15 protein-coding genes and 1 pseudogene are annotated in these 16,013 nt (G+C 75.3%); 5 read left to right on the forward strand and 11 right to left on the reverse strand.

The window, feature by feature from the left end; genetic code table 11:
• The 5 genes and pseudogenes from nuoB to KPL57_RS29105 all read right to left on the reverse strand — a co-directional run.
• A partial coding sequence (gene nuoB, locus KPL57_RS29085; RefSeq protein WP_226353917.1) for an NADH-quinone oxidoreductase subunit NuoB occupies positions 1 to 333 on the reverse strand: 333 nt, incomplete at its 3' end.
• Between the two features lie 7 nt (positions 334 to 340).
• A complete protein-coding gene (locus tag KPL57_RS29090; protein WP_062397987.1) occupies positions 341 to 706 on the reverse strand; it encodes an NADH-quinone oxidoreductase subunit A in 366 nt (121 codons plus the stop codon).
• A gap of 690 nt (positions 707 to 1,396) precedes the next feature.
• A pseudogene (locus KPL57_RS29095) lies at positions 1,397 to 2,087 on the reverse strand (demethylmenaquinone methyltransferase).
• 29 nt (positions 2,088 to 2,116) lie between these two features.
• Complete coding sequence (locus KPL57_RS29100; RefSeq protein WP_226353907.1) at positions 2,117 to 2,704, reverse strand: hypothetical protein; 588 nt, start codon at positions 2,702 to 2,704, stop codon at positions 2,117 to 2,119.
• A gap of 67 nt (positions 2,705 to 2,771) precedes the next feature.
• Complete coding sequence (locus tag KPL57_RS29105) at positions 2,772 to 3,932, reverse strand: glycosyltransferase family 1 protein (protein ID WP_226353908.1); 1,161 nt, start codon at positions 3,930 to 3,932, stop codon at positions 2,772 to 2,774.
• Positions 3,933 to 4,099: 167 nt separating this feature from the next.
• Between KPL57_RS29105 and KPL57_RS29110 the strand changes: the two genes are divergently transcribed.
• Positions 4,100 to 4,942 (forward strand): inositol monophosphatase family protein, encoded by an 843-nt coding sequence (locus KPL57_RS29110; RefSeq protein ID WP_226353909.1) that lies wholly within the window; start codon positions 4,100 to 4,102, stop codon positions 4,940 to 4,942.
• Between the two features lie 32 nt (positions 4,943 to 4,974).
• Here the strand turns inward: KPL57_RS29110 and KPL57_RS29115 are convergent, their stop codons facing one another.
• On the reverse strand, positions 4,975 to 5,469 hold the full coding sequence (locus KPL57_RS29115; protein WP_208818959.1) for a DUF3592 domain-containing protein: 495 nt from the start codon (positions 5,467 to 5,469) through the stop codon (positions 4,975 to 4,977).
• A 96-nt stretch (positions 5,470 to 5,565) separates the two neighbouring features.
• On the opposite strand from KPL57_RS29115, the gene KPL57_RS29120 reads away from it, so the two are divergent.
• Positions 5,566 to 6,822: an isochorismate synthase MenF gene (locus KPL57_RS29120; protein ID WP_226353910.1), complete on the forward strand. Its 1,257-nt coding sequence runs from the start codon at positions 5,566 to 5,568 to the stop codon at positions 6,820 to 6,822.
• Between the two features lie 73 nt (positions 6,823 to 6,895).
• Here the strand turns inward: KPL57_RS29120 and menD are convergent, their stop codons facing one another.
• Together menD and KPL57_RS29130 are read right to left on the reverse strand one after the other, a co-directional pair.
• On the reverse strand, positions 6,896 to 8,584 hold the full coding sequence (gene menD / locus KPL57_RS29125; protein ID WP_226353911.1) for a 2-succinyl-5-enolpyruvyl-6-hydroxy-3-cyclohexene-1-carboxylic-acid synthase: 1,689 nt from the start codon (positions 8,582 to 8,584) through the stop codon (positions 6,896 to 6,898).
• A gap of 95 nt (positions 8,585 to 8,679) precedes the next feature.
• Entirely contained in the window at positions 8,680 to 9,399 is a 720-nt protein-coding gene (locus KPL57_RS29130) for a PIG-L deacetylase family protein (protein WP_226353912.1), read from the reverse strand.
• Between the two features lie 243 nt (positions 9,400 to 9,642).
• Here KPL57_RS29130 and KPL57_RS29135 point away from each other — a divergent pair, with 243 nt between their 5' ends.
• The 3 genes from KPL57_RS29135 to KPL57_RS29145 all read left to right on the forward strand — a co-directional run bounded on the left by KPL57_RS29135 (position 9,643) and on the right by KPL57_RS29145 (position 13,422).
• The gene (locus KPL57_RS29135; protein ID WP_226353916.1) at positions 9,643 to 10,920 is read left to right on the forward strand and encodes an MFS transporter; all 1,278 of its coding nucleotides are present in this window, start codon (positions 9,643 to 9,645) and stop codon (positions 10,918 to 10,920) included.
• A 100-nt stretch (positions 10,921 to 11,020) separates the two neighbouring features.
• Positions 11,021 to 11,755, forward strand: a complete 735-nt coding sequence (locus KPL57_RS29140) for a dienelactone hydrolase family protein (protein ID WP_226353913.1) — start codon at positions 11,021 to 11,023, stop codon at positions 11,753 to 11,755.
• A gap of 20 nt (positions 11,756 to 11,775) precedes the next feature.
• Complete coding sequence (locus KPL57_RS29145; protein ID WP_226353918.1) at positions 11,776 to 13,422, forward strand: ABC-F family ATP-binding cassette domain-containing protein; 1,647 nt, start codon at positions 11,776 to 11,778, stop codon at positions 13,420 to 13,422.
• Between the two features lie 58 nt (positions 13,423 to 13,480).
• On the opposite strand, the gene KPL57_RS29150 is transcribed toward KPL57_RS29145, so the two are convergent.
• The 3 genes from KPL57_RS29150 to KPL57_RS29160 form a co-directional block, all read right to left on the reverse strand.
• Positions 13,481 to 13,783, reverse strand: coding sequence for an adhesin (locus KPL57_RS29150; RefSeq protein WP_226353919.1), 303 nt, complete (start codon positions 13,781 to 13,783; stop codon positions 13,481 to 13,483).
• Positions 13,784 to 13,910: 127 nt separating this feature from the next.
• Positions 13,911 to 14,735, reverse strand: coding sequence for an aldo/keto reductase (locus KPL57_RS29155; RefSeq protein ID WP_226353920.1), 825 nt, complete (start codon positions 14,733 to 14,735; stop codon positions 13,911 to 13,913).
• Between the two features lie 29 nt (positions 14,736 to 14,764).
• Positions 14,765 to 15,973, reverse strand: coding sequence for a Bcr/CflA family efflux MFS transporter (locus tag KPL57_RS29160; RefSeq protein ID WP_226353921.1), 1,209 nt, complete (start codon positions 15,971 to 15,973; stop codon positions 14,765 to 14,767).
• Between the last annotated feature and the right edge of the window lie 40 nt (positions 15,974 to 16,013).

The raw sequence follows: 16,013 nt of genomic DNA on the forward strand, positions 1-16,013 counted from the left end.
GTTGAACATGCCGCCGGAGCTGGCGCACACGCCCATGGCGAGCACCCAGCGCGGCTCGGGCATCTGGTCGTAGATCTGGCGCAGGACCGGCGCCATCTTGTTGCTCACGCGGCCCGCGACGATCATCAGGTCCGCCTGGCGCGGCGAGGCCCGGAAGACCTCCATGCCGAACCGGGCGAGGTCGTAGCGCGGGGCGCCGGTGGTCATCATCTCGATGGCGCAGCAGGCCAGGCCGAACGTGGCAGGCCAGAGCGACGACTTCCGGGTCCAGTTGACCAGTTTCTCGACGTTGGTCAGCAGGACGCCGCTGGGCAGGTTCTCCTCGAGTCCCATGACGGCCTCAGCTCCACTCGAGCCCGCCGCGACGCCATTCATAGGCGTACGCGAAGGCGATCGTGGCGATGTAGAGCGTGATGGCCACGAACCCGAAGACGCCGACCGCATCGGCGACGACGGCGTACGGGTACATGAACACCAGCTCGATGTCGAACAGGATGAACAGCATCGCCGTGAGGTAGTAGGCGACCGGCACGCGACCGCCGCCGACGACCGGCTGCGGCGAGGGCTCGATACCGCACTCGTAGGAGTCCAGCTTGGCCCGGTTGAACCGGCGCGGACCGATCAACGGCGCGGAGGCGACCGAGAACACCGCGAAGCCCGCCGCCAACACGAACAGCAGGACGAGCGGGAGATAGGGATCGAGCATTCCTACACCTTCGTTGTCGCGGCGCCACCGTCGTTGGTGGTGATCGACGAGCCGGTCGCGGCGACCCTATGTCCGGTCCCCTGTGACCAAGAACCCAGGCGAGCCTTACCTGTGACGGGGTACGGGTCACATGTGATCCGCATCCGCGCAGGTCGGCGCGCTCCGGGTCGCGCGTCTCCCACCACCCTTGTGATAAAGTTCACGAACTGCGCGAGCAGTGTAGGACGACACCGCCGTGATCGCGTGGGCGGATCGGGCGGTGGCGCGGGACTCCTTGCGGCGCAACGCCCTTCGACGCGGGGTCAGTGGGTGGTGACGGCCGGTGCGCGATCCGCGGGCCGGCGGGCCGCACCGGGCCGACCGCTGCGCCGCTGATCGCCGCGCGCCTCGCCGCGTGGCAGGGGGACGCCATCCCGGGCCCTCCCTGCTCTGAACTCGCTTACCCGGTAAGCGGATTCGCCCGACCGGGGCCCTGACCGCGCGGAGACCCTTCACCGTGTGAAGGGTTCTGCAGCGGAGTGGGCCCGCTGTGGGGGCGCGAGCCGGTGCACGGACAACCGCCCGGCCGCCACCGCGACCACCCGTGCACAGCGCGCCCGGCTCCGTCACGACGTCGGCCCCCTGTGCCGCAGGCCCCTCCGCAGGGCCCGTCCACGAGGAACGGGGCCGGGCAGGGCAGGGCGGCGGGGCTCAGGCCGGCTTGTACGCCCGGTGCAGCGCGACGGCGCCGAAGGTCAGGTTCCGCCAGGCGGGGCGCTCCCAGCCGGCGTCGGCGATCTTCCCGGCGAGTGCGGGCTGGTCGGGCCAGTCCCGGATCGACTCGGCCAGGTACAGGTAGGCCTCGGGGTTCGAGGAGACCGTCCGGGCGATCGCCGGGAGGGCGTGGCCGAGCACCGTTCTGGTAGAGCACGCGGAAGGGAGCCCAGGTCGGCGTCGAGAACTCGCAGACGACCAGGCGGCCGCCGGGGCGGGTCACGCGGGCCATCTCGCGCAGGCCGGCGACGGTGTCGTTCACGTTGCGCAGGCCGAAGGAGATGGTGACGGCGTCGAAGCTGCCGTCGGCGAAGGGCAGGTGCAGCGCGTCGGCGGCGGCCTTCGGGACGTCGCGGCGGGCGCCCGCACGCAGCATGCCGAGGGAGAAGTCCGCGGCGACGCACCAGGCGCCGTCCTTCGCCAGCTCGACGGTCGAGACCGCGGTGCCCGCGGCGAGGTCGAGGACCTTCTCGCCGGGGCGCAGGCCGAGGGCCCGGCGGGTCTGGATCCGCCAGTAGCGGTCCTGGCCGCCCGACAGCGCGGTGTTGGTCAGGTCGTAGCGCCGGGCGACGCCGTCGAACATGCGGGCGACGTCGGTCGGGTTCTTGTCGAGCTCGGCGCGGGACACGGGCACAGCCTACCGACCCGGCCGCCGCCTCACCGCTGCCCGAACTGCTGCCCGAACTGCTCGCGCAGCACCTCACGCAGGCCGCTCAGGTAGTCGGCGCGGACCCGGGCGGCGACGCCCGCCCACTCGGCCGACGGCGTGCTGACGCCGTTGCCGTCACCGGTGAAGGCGCCCATGCCGTGCAGGGCGATCCAGCGGTGGTCGTAGTCGTGCGGCGCCGCCCGGTCCCAGGCGACGGCGCGGATCGCGGCCCGGCGGACCCGGGCCGGGTCGGCGAAGGCCCAGCGGTTCACCGGCTCACCGAACCGGTCGCGCAGCACGGCCAGCGCCTGGGCGGCGGTGGTGTCGGTGCAGCGGCAGGCGTCGTAGCGGGCCCGCAGCTGGCCCGCGTAGAACCAGCGGGCGGCCTCGGGCATCGCGCCGTCGGCGACGAGGTTCTCCGACAGCGCGAACAGCACCGGCGGCATCTGCCGGTGCGGGGCGTCGAGGACCTCGGCGCGGGCGGCGGCACGGACCGCGGGCGCGGGGTCGAGCAGCCGGGACATCAGGCGGACGGTGGCGGAGGTGTCGACCGTGGCGAGCTCACCACGGGGCGCGACGACGACGGTGCGACTCATGGGACCACCGTCGCCGCCGGGCCGCGGTCACGGATCCGCACGACTACGGAGCCCGCCCGGCCTCGGGTCAGGCCGCGACGCGCTCCGGGGCCGCGGCGCGGAGCACGTCGCCGTAGTGGGCGAGCAGCTCGTCACCGACCGCGGACCAGGTGCGGCGCAGCACCGACTGGCGGGCGGCCAGGCCGAACTCCCGGTTGCGCTGCGGCTCGCACAGCGCGGCGACCGCCCCGACCAGCTCGCGGTCGGCGGCATCGGTGGCCGGGTCGCCGGGCTCCCCGCCGTCGGGGCGGGGCGCCACGAGGTAGCCGGTGCGGTCGGGCAGCACGAGGTCGCGCGGGCCGCCCGCATCGGGCGCGACCACCGGGACACCCGAGGCGAGCGCCTCCTGCACGGCCTGACAGAACGTCTCGGCCTGCCCGGTGTGGACGAACACGTCGAGGCTGGCGTAGATCTGCGCGAGCTCGTCGCCGCCGCGGTGCCCGAGGAACGCCGCCGAGGGCAGCCGCTCGCGCAGCCCGTCGGCGCTGGGGCCGTCGCCGACGACGACCAGCCGCGTCCCGGGCAGCTCCCCCAGCACGGCGAGCCGCTCGACCTGCTTCTCCGGGGCGAGGCGGCCGACGAAGCCGACGAGCCGCTCGCCGTTCGGGGCGAGCTGTCGTCGCAGTGCGTCGCTGCGCTTGGACGGGGTGAACCGGCGGGTGTCGACGCCGCGCGCCCACTGGTGCACCCGCGGGACGCCGCGCTCGCGCAGGGCCCCGGTCGCCCAGCTCGACGGCGCGAGGGTCCGGTCGGCCATGCCGTGCAGCCGGCAGGTCCAGCGCCACGCGGCCCGTGCGGTCAGCCCGAGCCCGTACGCGGAGGCGAACCCGGCGACGTCGGTCTGGTAGATCGCGACCGTCGGCACGCCGAGGCGCCGCGCCGCCGCCAGCCCCCGCGCCCCGACGACGAACGGCGCCGCCAGGTGCACCACGTCCGGCCGGAACCGGCGCAGTGCGGTCAGGATCCGCCTGCTGGGCACCCCGACCGGCATCGAGTTCACCACCGGCAGCTCGACGGCCGGGATCCGGACGACCGGGATCCCCTCGTGGGAGTCCGGCTCCCCGGTGCCCGGCGCGATCACCACGACGTCGTGACCCCCTGCCCGCAGGTGCTCGCACACCCGCAGCACCGAGTTGGTGACGCCGTTGACCACCGGCAGGAAGCATTCCGAGACGATTGCGACGCGCACGGCCGGAACGGTGACGGGGGAGGGACAGCGGGCCGGGTCCCTGGCGTGATCAACCACCCAACCCTGGGCGAACATCGGGTGGGCGGGTCACGAGTTGGCACGTCCGGCACAAGGTGGACACCCGCGCGTCGTCGCCGGGACATCACCCGCCCGGACACTCGGGTCGCATGACGGCCGTGCCCCACACCCCGCCACACGCGGCGCCGCCCCCGGTGCCGTCCCCCCGGCCGGTGGACCCGGCGCTGCTCTCCCGCGCGCTCGAGACCGCGGGCCGGCTGGCCAACGACGCCGCCGAGGTGATCACCGCGACGCTGGGTCGCGAGCACACCGGATCGCTCGACGCGTCGGCCAAGGCCAACCCGTTCGACTGGGTCACCGACACCGACCGCACCCTGGAGCGGCACACCCGCCGGGTGCTGGCCGCGGAGTTCCCCGGCTGCCCGGTCGTCGGCGAGGAGTTCGGCGCCGACGCCGGTGCCGACACCGCACCGCTGCGCTGGGTCGTCGACCCGGTCGACGGCACCGCGAACTATGTCGCGGGCCTGCCCTGGTGCGCCTACAGCCTGGCCCTGGTCGACGGCGACGGCCCGGCCGTGGGCGTCGTCGCCGACCCGGGCCGCGGGCAGATCTACGCCGCCGCCCGCGGGCGCGGCTTCCGGGCCAACGGCGTGCCGGTGCCGTCGCGGCGCACCGCCCGGGTCGCCGGGTCGCTGATCTGCGCCGAGGACCCCGACCCCGGGTTCGTCGAGCGCGCCCGCGCCGCGCACGTCGGCGTGCGGGTGCTCGGCTCGGCCGCGCTGGCGATCACCCAGGTCGCGCTGGGCAACGCCGTCGCCGCGGTGCTGACCCGCTACCACGAGTGGGACGTCGCCGGGGCGCTCTGCCTGGCCACCGAGGCCGGCGCGCTGGTGCTGGGCCGCGACGGCCGGTCGACGCCGCTGCCCGAGGGCGGGCTGCTCGTCGCCGCACCGCAGGTCGCCGCCGAGGTCGGGGCGCTCTGGCGGGGCTGAGCCCGGTGCGGGGCGGTCCGGTGCGGGGGCGGTCAGACGGTGCCGGTGCGGGCCCGGCGGCGGCGCAGCCACACGTACAGCGGCCCGAGGAGCACCCAGCCGCCCGCGATCAGCCCGGCGACCGGGAGGATCCCGTCGACGGCGGTGCGGCCCGCGACGCGCACGTGCGTCGGGTCGGCCGTGTCGTACTCGACGTAGATGTTCTCGCCCGGGGTGAGCCCGACCGGGTAGGAGATGCCCGCCGCCGGGGTCTGCAGCCGGCCCTCGTCGTCGACGAAGCTGACCAGGGTCCGCCAGTAGTCCGAGCCGTCGAGGACGGTCGCGGCGGTGGTGCCGCGGTTGCCGTCGATCGCCGCGTCCTCCAGGAACGCACCCCCCAGCGCCACCAGCGCGACCAGCGTCCACGCCAGCGCGACGGCCAGGACGATCTCGGGCAGGTGGTACCGCGTCCGGCCGATGAGCCGGGCCGCGACGGCCGAGGTCTCGGTCAGCACATCGCCGGTGGGACGGCCGCTCGGACTGGTCACGGGACCCGATTCTAGGAGCGCTCCGGCACCCGGGTGTGTCCGGTGCCTCCCACCCTGGCGCCCGCCCCCGCGGAGGAAGTTGCCTACTCTCGAAGGGTGACCGTCGCACCGGCCAGCACCGCGTTGCGCGTCCGGACACGCCCGCTGCGACTCGACGGGCGGCTGCTGGACGTGCTGCCCGCCGACGCCGGGGCGCTGTCCTGGGTGCGCGACGGCGAGGGCGTGGTCGCCTGGGGCGAGGTCGCGCGGTTCACCGCGTCGGGACCCGAGCGCTTCGCCGAGGCCGACCGCTGGTGGCGCCGCGTGGTCGACCGGCTCGACGCCGGCGCCGGCTACGACGACGTCCGCCTCCCCGGCACCGGCGCCCTCGCGTTCGCCTCGTTCACCTTCGCCGACGGCTGCCCGGGCTCGGTGCTCGTCGTGCCGCGGGTGATCGTCGGGCGGCGCGGGCACCGCGCCTGGATCACCGAGATCACCCCCGCCGACGCACCGGAGACCCCGGGCAGGCTGCCGGTCCCGTCGCCGGTGCGCCCCAGCGGACGGCTGCGCTACGCCGACGGCCAGGTCTCCGCGCACCGGTACCGGGCCGCCGTCGCCGCGGCGGTCGGGCGGATGCGCGACGGGGAGCTGGAGAAGGTGGTGCTCGCGCACGACCTGCTCGCCGTCGCCGACCGCCCGCTGGACCCCCGGTTCCTGCTCCGCGGCCTCGCCCGGCGCTACCCGACGTGCTGGAGCTACGCCGTCGACGGCCTGGTCGGCGCCACCCCCGAGCTGCTGCTGCGGCTGCGCGGGCGGACCGTGGAGTCGCGGGTGCTGGCGGGCACGATGTGGCCCGGCTCCGGACCGGACGCCGACACCGCGGGCGCGCTGATCGGCTCGTCGAAGGACCGCCGCGAGCACGCCTACGCCGTGGACTCCCTCGCCGCGTCGCTGCGCCCGCTGGTGGCCGAGCTGCACGTGCCGGACGCACCGTCGGTGCTGACCCTGCCGAACGTGTCGCACCTGTCCAGCGACGTGCACGCCCGTCTCGACCCGGCCCGGCCCGCGTCGCTGCTGACGCTGATCGGCGCGGTGCACCCGACGGCCGCCGTCGGCGGCACCCCGACCCCGGACGCGACGGCACTGATCTCCGAGATCGAGGGTCTCGACCGCGGCCGCTACGCGGGCCCGGTCGGCTGGGTCGACGCCGAGGGCGCGGGCGAGATGGGCATCGCGCTGCGCTGCGCCGAGCTGCAGGGACGCACGGCGCGGCTGTTCGCCGGGTGCGGGATCGTCGCCGACTCCGAGCCCGACGGCGAGGTGCGCGAGGCCGCCGCCAAGATGCGCGCGGTCCGCGAGTCCCTGGAGGGCTGAGCCCGGCCCGGCACGGTCCGGTGTCCCGTCCGGCCGGACCCGGCGGCGGGCCCGGGACGCGGGCGGGACCGGCTCAGTCCAGCGCCGCGGCGACCACCCGGCGGAGCTCGGCGTGCGCGTCGCGCAGCCCGGCGCGGTGCGCCGCGACCCGGACCAGCCGCCGTCCCGAGCCGGGGCGGGCCGCGAGCTCGCCCGCGTCGCCGCCCCAGTCGGCCGCCCGCCAGCCCGCCGCCCGGGCCAGGGCGACGAGGTCGACGCCGGTCGGCGTGCCGAAGACGCGCTCGAAGGCGTGGGCGTGCGCCGGGCCGCCCTGTTCGAGCAGGTGGAAGATGCCGCCGCCGTCGTCGTCGAGGACGGTGACGGTCAGGTCCGGGGACGGCTCCCCCGGGCCGACGACCAGCCCGGTGGTGTCGTGCAGCAGCGTGAGGTCGCCGAGCAGCAGCGCCGTCGGGCCCGGGTGGGCGAGCGCGGCGCCGAGGGCGGTCGACACCGTCCCGTCGATGCCCGCGACCCCGCGGTTCGACCGCACGGTGAGCCCGGGGCGGGGCACGGCGGCCAGCGCGACGTCGCGCACCGGGTTCGACGAGCCGAGGACGAGCTGCCCGCCGTCGGGCTGGGCGGCGACGAGGTCACGGGCCAGCCGCAGGCCGGGCGCGCCGGCGGCGGTGCCGTCGTCGAGCGCGGTGTCGAGGGACTTGGCCGCGGCCCGGTCCGCGTCACGCCAGGACCGCACCCAGTCCTCGGGCGGGGACAGCGCGGGCAGCGCACCGACGGCCCGGACCGTGCCGGCGACGTCGGTCCACGGGGCGCCGTCCGGACCGGGGTCGGCGAACACCGCCACCGACGGGTCGGCGAGCAGCGCGGCGACGCCCCGGTGCAGGGTGGGCCTGCCGAGCACGACGACCTGGGTGGGGCGCAGCTCCGGCCGGTCGAGCAGCCACGGCCCGGTGCGCAGCGCGTGCGCCCACCAGCACGACGACGGCTCCGCGACCAGCGGGGCCCCGCCGAGCAGGCCGGGGTCCGCGGCGGGCCCGCCCGCCCCGGCGACGACGAGCGTGCGCACCCCCGGGTCGAGCTCCAGCGGGGGCAGCGTGCGGACCGGGCGGGTCACCGCGGTCCACGGCGCACCGCCGGGGCGCCCGGCGGGCAGGTCCGCGCCCGGCAGACCGGCGTCGTGGTGCCCGGTGTCCGGCCCGGCCGGATCGTCGTCGGGCACGAGCGGATCGGTGTAGGGCAGGTCCAGGTGCACCGGACCGGGCGCGCCCGCACCGGCACCGGTGGCCGCGGCGAGCATCCGCGCGACGACCGCCCGCCAGCGCCGCGCCTCCGGCTCGGTGGTGCCCACGGGCACCGGCAGCGCGCCCGCCCAGCGCACCGCGCCGCCGTACAGGCCGGCCTGGTCGACGGTCTGACTGGCGCCGGTGCCGACCAGATCCGGCGGCCGGTCCGCGGTCAGGACCAGCAGCGGGACCCCCGAGTGCGACGCCTCCAGCACCGCGGGGTGCAGGTTCGCCGCGGCCGTCCCGGACGTGACGACGACCGGGACCGGGCGGCCCGACGCCAGCGACAGCCCGAGCGCGAGGAAGCCCGCGGCGCGTTCGTCGATGCGCACGTGCAGCCGGACCGTGCCCCGCTCGTCGGCCCGGGCCAGCGCGAACGCGGGTGGCGCGTTGCGGGAGCCGGGGCACAGGACCGCGTCGGTGACACCGGCACGCGCCAGCTCGTCGACGAGGACGCGCGCCTGCGCGGTCGAGCCGTTCACCCCATCACCCCTCACCACGACGGTACCGGCGTACTGCCCGCGATCCCCACCGAGGCCGGTCGGCTGAGGCGCGGATCATCGGCGTTGCGGCCGGTTCAGGGCCGCAGGTACTCGAACGGGGTGGCCGCGGTGGCCCCGGGCAGCTGCTCCGCCGTCCGCTCGGCGGCCGCGCGCAGGAACGTGCCGGGGTCGGTCATCGGGCCGCCGCCCAGCCCGTCGAGGTAGGCGCGGTGCGCGGACAGCGACGCGACGGCGGCGTCGAGGTGCTCAGAGATGTCGACGGCGTGCCGCGCGGCGGGCGAGGAGGCCGCGGCGAGGCCGGTGACCCCGTCCCAGCGCTCCCCCGCCTCGGGGAACAGCCAGCGGTTAGCCGCGTCCCGGACGGCGTCGACCGTCGCCCGTCCGACCGCGACGTGGTCGGCCTGGTTGAGCGTCTCGCCGGCGTCCCAGAACTCGCGGAAGTTGCCGGTCACCACCAGCTGCGGGCGGTGCCTGCGGATCGCGGCGGCGATGTCGCGGCGCAGCGCCACCGAGTACTCGACGAGCCCGTCGGGGTGGTCGAGGAACTCGCACGTGCTGACGCCGACGGCGGCGCAGGCCGCACGCTGCTCGGCCTCGCGCACGCGTCCGCACTCGGCGGGGTCCATCGTGTCGATCCCCGCCTCGCCACGGGTCACCAGCAGGTAGACGACCTCGCGGCCCTGCGCGGTCCACCGGGCGACGGCGCCGGAGCCGCCGTACTCCATGTCGTCGGGATGGGCGACGACGACCAGCGCCCGGTCGAAGTCCTCCGGCAGGGGCAGCAGGTCGGCCATGTGGCCCAGTCTGCCGCGCAGTCGCGACCGGGTGTGGCCGGGGCACGTCACGGTCGAGGTACCGATGTGGCCGGAACCGGTGAAAACGGCGCACGACGGCCCTACCGTGACGCCACCGCAGAAGTCCGTCGACGGGGAGGGACCGTGTCCGACACGCACGCCGGCGCCACCGCGCCGGGATCACCGACGCCACCGGCGTCCGACCAGCCGCACACGCCGATCGCAAAGGTCGTCGCGGGGAGCATGCTGGGCACGACCGTGGAGTGGTACGACTACTTCCTCTACGGCGTCGCCGCCGCCCTGGTGTTCCCGGCGGTGTTCTTCCCCGAGTCCGACGGCGCGACCGGGACCCTGCTGTCGCTCGGCACGTTCGCGGTCGGCTTCGTCGCGCGCCCGGTGGGCGGCCTGGTCTTCGGCCACTACGGCGACAAGATCGGCCGCAAGAAGCTGCTGGTCCTGTCGCTGATGATGATGGGCGCCTCGACGTTCGCGATCGGCCTGCTCCCGGCCTACGCCACGATCGGGATCGCCGCGCCGCTGCTGCTCGTCGTGCTGCGGCTGGTCCAGGGCTTCGCGCTGGGCGGTGAGTGGGGCGGCGCGGTCCTCATCGTGTCCGAGCACGGCAGGCCCGAACACCGTGGGTTCTGGGCGAGCTGGCCGCAGGCGGGTGCCCCGGCCGGGCAGCTGCTGGCCAACGGCCTGCTCGCGATCATGGCGCTGGTCCAGTCCGAGGAGGCGTTCCTGGCCTGGGGCTGGCGGATCCCGTTCCTGCTGTCCGCGGTGCTGGTGCTCATCGGCCTCTACGTCCGCCTCGCCGTCGAGGAGTCGCCGGTCTTCCGGGAGGCGCAGGCCAGGGCGGCCGCGCGCGCCGCGGCCGGCGAGAAGGACACCATGCCGATCCTGGACGTCCTGCGGCTCTACCCGCGCGAGGTCCTGACCGCGATGGGCGCCCGGTTCGCCGAGAACGTCTCGTACTACATCTTCACGATCGTCATCTCGACGTACGTGAAGGAGCAGTTCGGGCTGCCGTCGTCGTTCGTGCTGGGCGCGGTGCTGATCGGTGCCGCGGTGCACCTGGTGACCACCCCGATGTGGGGTGCGGTCTCCGACCGGGTCGGCCGCAAGCCGGTGTACCTGTTCGGCGCCGCCGGCGTCGGCATCTGGGCGTTCGTGTTCTTCTTCCTGGTGGACACGCAGAGCTTCGCCCTCACCGCCGTCGCGGTGACGGTCGGGCTGGTGCTGCACGGCGCGATGTACGGCCCGCAGGCGGCGTTCCTGTCCGAGCTGTTCGGTACCAAGGTGCGCTACTCGGGCATCTCGATCGGCTACCAGCTGGCGTCGGTGTTCGCGGGCGGCCTGGCCCCGCTGATCGCGGCGTCGCTGCTGGTCGCGACGGGTACCGGCTACTCGATCGCGGTGTACATCGCGATCGCGTCGGTGGTCACGATCATCGCCGTGGCGAGCTACTCGGAGACCCGCACCCGGCGTCTCGACGACGACGACGCGCTGACCAGGACCTGATCCGGCACGTACCACCCGAACCGCGCCGCGGTCCGGCGGAACGGCTCCCGGGGGCGTAGAACGGGTGCGACCCGTCGATCACCCCCGGGAGGCCGGACCCGTGCCGCGCACCGACTTCACGATCAGCACCCCCGACAGCGACGCCGCCGCCACCCTGCACACCCCGGACGGCGACGGCCCGTGGCCGGGCGTGCTCCTCTACCCCGACGCCGGCGGTGTCCGGCCGGCCATCCACGACATGGCCGCGCACCTGGCGTCGCTCGGGTACGCGGTGCTGCTGCCCGACGTCTACCACCGGCACGGCGACTGGGCCCCGTTCGACTTCGCCACCGTGTTCTCCGACAAGCCCGAGCGGGCCCGGCTGATGGGCATGGTGGGCTCGCTGACTCCCGAGTTCGTCGCCGTCGACGCCGAGGCGTGGGTGACCGCGCTGCTGGAGCGGCCCGAGGTCGGCGGCAGGGCGGTCGGCACCACCGGCTACTGCATGGGCGGGGTGATGAGCCTGCGCACCGCCGCGACGCAGCCGGAGCGGGTCGCGGCCGCGGCGTCGTTCCACGGGGGCAACCTCGCCACCGACGACCCGGCCAGCGTGCACCGGCTCGCCGACCGCATCCGGGCCGAGGTCTACGTGGCCGGCGCGACCGACGACGACTCCTTCCCCGACGAGCAGAAGCAGCGCCTCGGCGACGCGCTGTCCGCGGCCGGGGTGCCGGCGACCCTGGAGACCTACCCGGCGGCGCACGGCTTCGCGGTGCCGGACGCCCCCACCCACGACGACGACGCCGAGCAGCGGCACTGGGACGCCCTGCACCGGCTCTTCGGGGCGAACCTGTAGGGGTAGCGTCTGCGCTCGACATGAGCGCGACCCTTCACGTGACGGGCCTGGCCGCGGGCCACGGCGACCGACCCCTGTTCTCCGGGCTGGACCTCGTCGTCGCGCCCGGCGACGTCATCGGGCTGGTCGGTGCCAACGGCGCCGGCAAGTCCACCCTGCTGACGGTGCTGGCCGGCTCGCGGCCCCCGGACGACGGGTCGCTGACCCTCGCCCCGCCCGACGCGACCGTCGGGCACCTGCCGCAGGAGCCCGACCGGCGTCCCGGGGAGACGGTCGCCGGGTTCCTGGCGCGCCGGACCGGCGTCGCCGACGCGCAGGCGACGATGGACGCCGAGGCGGAGGGGCTGGCGTCGGGCACCCCCGGCGCCGACGACCGCTACGCCGCCGCGCTGGACCGCTGGCTGGCCCTCGGCGGCGCCGACCTCGACGAGCGCTCCGGTGAGGTGCTGCGCGAGGTCGGGCTGGCGGTCGGCCCGGACGCCCCGATGACCGGGCTGTCCGGCGGGCAGGCGGCGCGGGCGAACCTCGCGGCGCTGCTGCTGTCCCGCTACGACCTGCTGCTGCTCGACGAGCCCACCAACGACCTCGACCTCGACGGCCTGGAGCGGCTGGAGCGGTTCGTGGGCGGCCTGGCCCGGCAGGGCACGCCGACGGTGCTGGTCAGCCACGACCGGGAGTTCCTGGCACGCACGGTGAACCGGATCGTCGAGCTGGACCTGGTCCAGCAGCGGATCGACGTCTACGACGGCGGCTACGAGTCCTACCTCGCCGAGCGCGAGGTGGCCCGCCGGCACGCCCGCGAGGACTACGAGGAGTACGCCGGGAAGCTCGGGACCCTCCAGCAGCGCGCGGTCATGCAGCGCAACTGGATGGCCCAGGGCGTGCGCAACGCCCGGCGCAAGACGAAGGACCCGGACAAGAACGTCCGCGCGCAGCGCCAGGAGTCCAGCGAGAAGCAGGCCGCGAAGGCCCGGCAGACCGAGCGGGCGATCGAGCGGCTGGAGGTCGTGGAGGAGCCCCGCAAGGAGTGGGAGCTGCGGATGGAGATCGCCTCCGCACCCCGGTCCGGGTCGGTCGTCGCGCGGGCCGACGCCGCCGCCGTGCGGCGCGGGGACTTCGCGTTCGGCCCGGCCACGGTGCAGGTGGGCTGGGCGGACCGGGTCGTCGTCACCGGCGCGAACGGGGCGGGCAAGTCGACGTTGCTCGGGCTGCTGCTCGGCCGGATCGCCCCGGACTCGGGCTCGGCGGGGCTCGGCTCGGGGGTGCTGGTCGGCGAGATCGACCAGGCCCGCGGCGCCTTCCTCGGGGACGCGACGCTGCTGCGCGCGTTCGGCGAGCAGGTGCCGGACTGGCCCGAGTCCGAGGTGCGGACGCTGCTCGCGAAGTTCTCCCTGGGCGCGGACCAGGTGCTGCGGACGGCGTCGTCGCTCTCGCCGGGCGAGCGGACCCGCGCCGCGCTGGCGCTGCTGCAGGCGCGCGGGGTGAACCTGCTGGTGCTCGACGAGCCGACCAACCACCTCGACCTGCCCGCCATCGAACAGCTGGAGCAGGCGGTCGAGGACTTCGACGGGACCGTCCTGCTGGTGACCCACGACCGGCGGATGCTCGACACGGTGCGCGCCACCCGCCGCTGGGACGTCCGCGACGGGACCGTCACCGAGCTCTGAGACGGCCGTGGCCCCACCGGGTTCCCGGCGGGGCCACGACGTCGGTGTCGGGGGTGGGTCAGGCGGTCTCGGGCTGCTCGACGATCGCGAAGCGCAGCTCCTGCTCGCCCTGCTCGGTCGCCACGGGCTGGACGTCGAGGACCTTGTCGTCCAGGAGCTCCGCCGCGGCCGGCTCGAGGAAGACGGTGATGCCCTCCCCGCGCAGCACGGTGTCCTGCGTGTCGCCCTCCTGCGCGAGGGCCAGTTCGAGGCCCTGCGCCGGGTCGGGCGCGGAGATGCGCAGGCCGCCCTCGTCGGGCAGCTCCGCGTCGGTGCTCAGGGTCCTGATCGCCTCGGCGGCGTTCTCGGTGATCGCCAACATCGTCCCCACCGTACGGACGCGGGCGCACACGTCCACCGCGCCGGCCCGTCCGCGTCCCCGGTCGGGTGACCCGTGGCGCCGTGCCCTCCGCAGATGCCGGACGGTGACACCCGTCACCCCCACCGGATCAGCCGAAGTCGTCGGGGTCCGGGCCGATGCGCTCGCCGGTGTGGAGCTTCTCGACGGCGGCGATGTCGTCCTCGCTCAGCGCGAAGTCGAAGATCTCGGAGTTCTCCTTGATCCGCTCCGGGTTGTTCGACTTCGGGAAGACGATGTTCCCGAGCTGGATGTGCCAGCGGAGCACGACCTGCGCGGCGGACTTGCCGACCCGCTCGGCGATCTCCTTCAGCTCGGGCGCGTCGAGCAGGCCCTTGCCCTGACCGATCGGGCTCCACGCCTCCAGCGCGATGTCGTGCTGCTGGAGGTACTCGCGCAGCTCGCGCTGCACCAGGTGCGGGTGGAACTCGATCTGGTTGATCGCGGGGACCGTGGAGGTCTCCTCCGCCAGCCGGTCGAGGTGGCCGGGCTGGAAGTTCGAGACGCCGATCGACAGCGCTTTGCCCGCCTTCTGCGCGTCCTCGAGGCCCTGCCAGGTCTCGACGTAGCGGTTCTCCTTCGGGCGCGGCCAGTGGATGAGGTACAGGTCCACGTGGTCGAGGCCGAGCTTGGTGAGGCTCTCGTCGAGCCTGCTCACCGCCGCCTCCCGGCCGTGCCCGTCGTTGTTCAGCTTGGTGGTGATCCACAGCTCGTCGCGCGGGATGCCGGAGTCGGCGATGGCCTTGCCGACGCCCTCCTCGTTGCCGTACATCTGCGCGGTGTCGATGTGGCGGTAGCCGACATCGAGGGCCGCCCTGACCTTCTCCGCGGTGTCACCGGGCTCGATCTGGAAGACGCCGAAGCCGAGCTGGGGGATCTCGCGGCCGTCGTTCAGCTTGATCGTGGGAACAGTCATGGCCCTCGGCTACCCGGGCCGTTGCGCGCTCATGCGACCCCGTGGGATCGGTCTCCGGCAGGAATACGTGCCCGGGGCAGTGCGAGCGTGAGCAGGACGGCGACGACGGCGATGCCGAGCAGCAGACCGGTCCAGACGACGGGCCCCGCGGCGGCCGCGGCACCCGCGGCGGCGGTGCCCACCGCCCCCAGCACGAACTGGCACGCCCCGAGCACCGCGCTCGCCGACCCGAGGCCCTCCGAGCGGGCGTTCATGGCCGCACCCATCAGGACCGGCTCGGTGATCCCGAGCCCGGCCAGGGCGACGGCGAAGGACACGGCGAGCACCCCGATCGGCAGCCCGGCGACGGCGGCGAGGGCGGCGCCGACCGCCCCGGCGACGATCAGCGCCGCGCCGAGCACCGCGTTCGTCCGTCCGGGGAGCCGGTCGGCCAGCACGTGTGCGGCGCCGGCCCCGACGGCGACGGCGACCGCGGTCGCCCCGAACAGCAGCCCGAACTCCGAGGCGCCCAGGCCGTAGGCGCCGCGGTACACGTACGACGCACCTCCGATGTAGGCGAACAGGAAGCCGAAGACGGTGCAGATCGCGGCGGCCGGTACGACGAACGCACGGTCGCGCAGCAGCGAGCCGTACCCGCGCAGCGTCGCCCCCGGCCGGAACGGCGTGCGCGCGCCGACCGGCAGGGACTCGGGCAGGAACCGGGCCGCCGCGGCGAGGGTGAGCGCGCCGAGCACGGCCAGCGCCACGAAGACCGCGCGCCAGCCCGCGGCGTCGTCGAGGGCACCGCCCGCCGCGGGCGCGATGATCGGCGCGACGGCGACCACCACCATCAGCGCGGCGTAGAGCCGGGTCGCGGCGTCGCCCTCGGCGCGGTCGCGCACCGAGCTGTTGGCGACGACGACGGTGACCGCGCCGCCCGCGGCCTGCAGCAGCCGGGCGGCCACGAGGACCGCCATGGACGGGGCGAGCGCGGCGACGACCGAGCCCGCGGTGAACAGCGCGAGCCCGGCCAGCAGCGGTGTGCGGCGGCCGACGGCGTCGGTCAGCGGGCCGGCGAACAGCTGCCCGAGGCCGAGCACCAGCAGGTAGCCGGTCAGCGTCAGCTGGGTGACCCACACCGGGGCACAGAACTCGGCCGCGATGTCGGGCAGCGACGCGAGGTACATGTCGATCGCGAACGGGCCCAGCCCGACGACGACGGCGAGGGTGAGCGTGAAGGAGCGCGGAGGCGCGGTCATGGAGCACCAGGTCCTGGTCGGAGCGCCCGCTCGGCGGGAG

The sequence above is a fragment of the Pseudonocardia sp. ICBG601 genome (assembly GCF_020496245.1).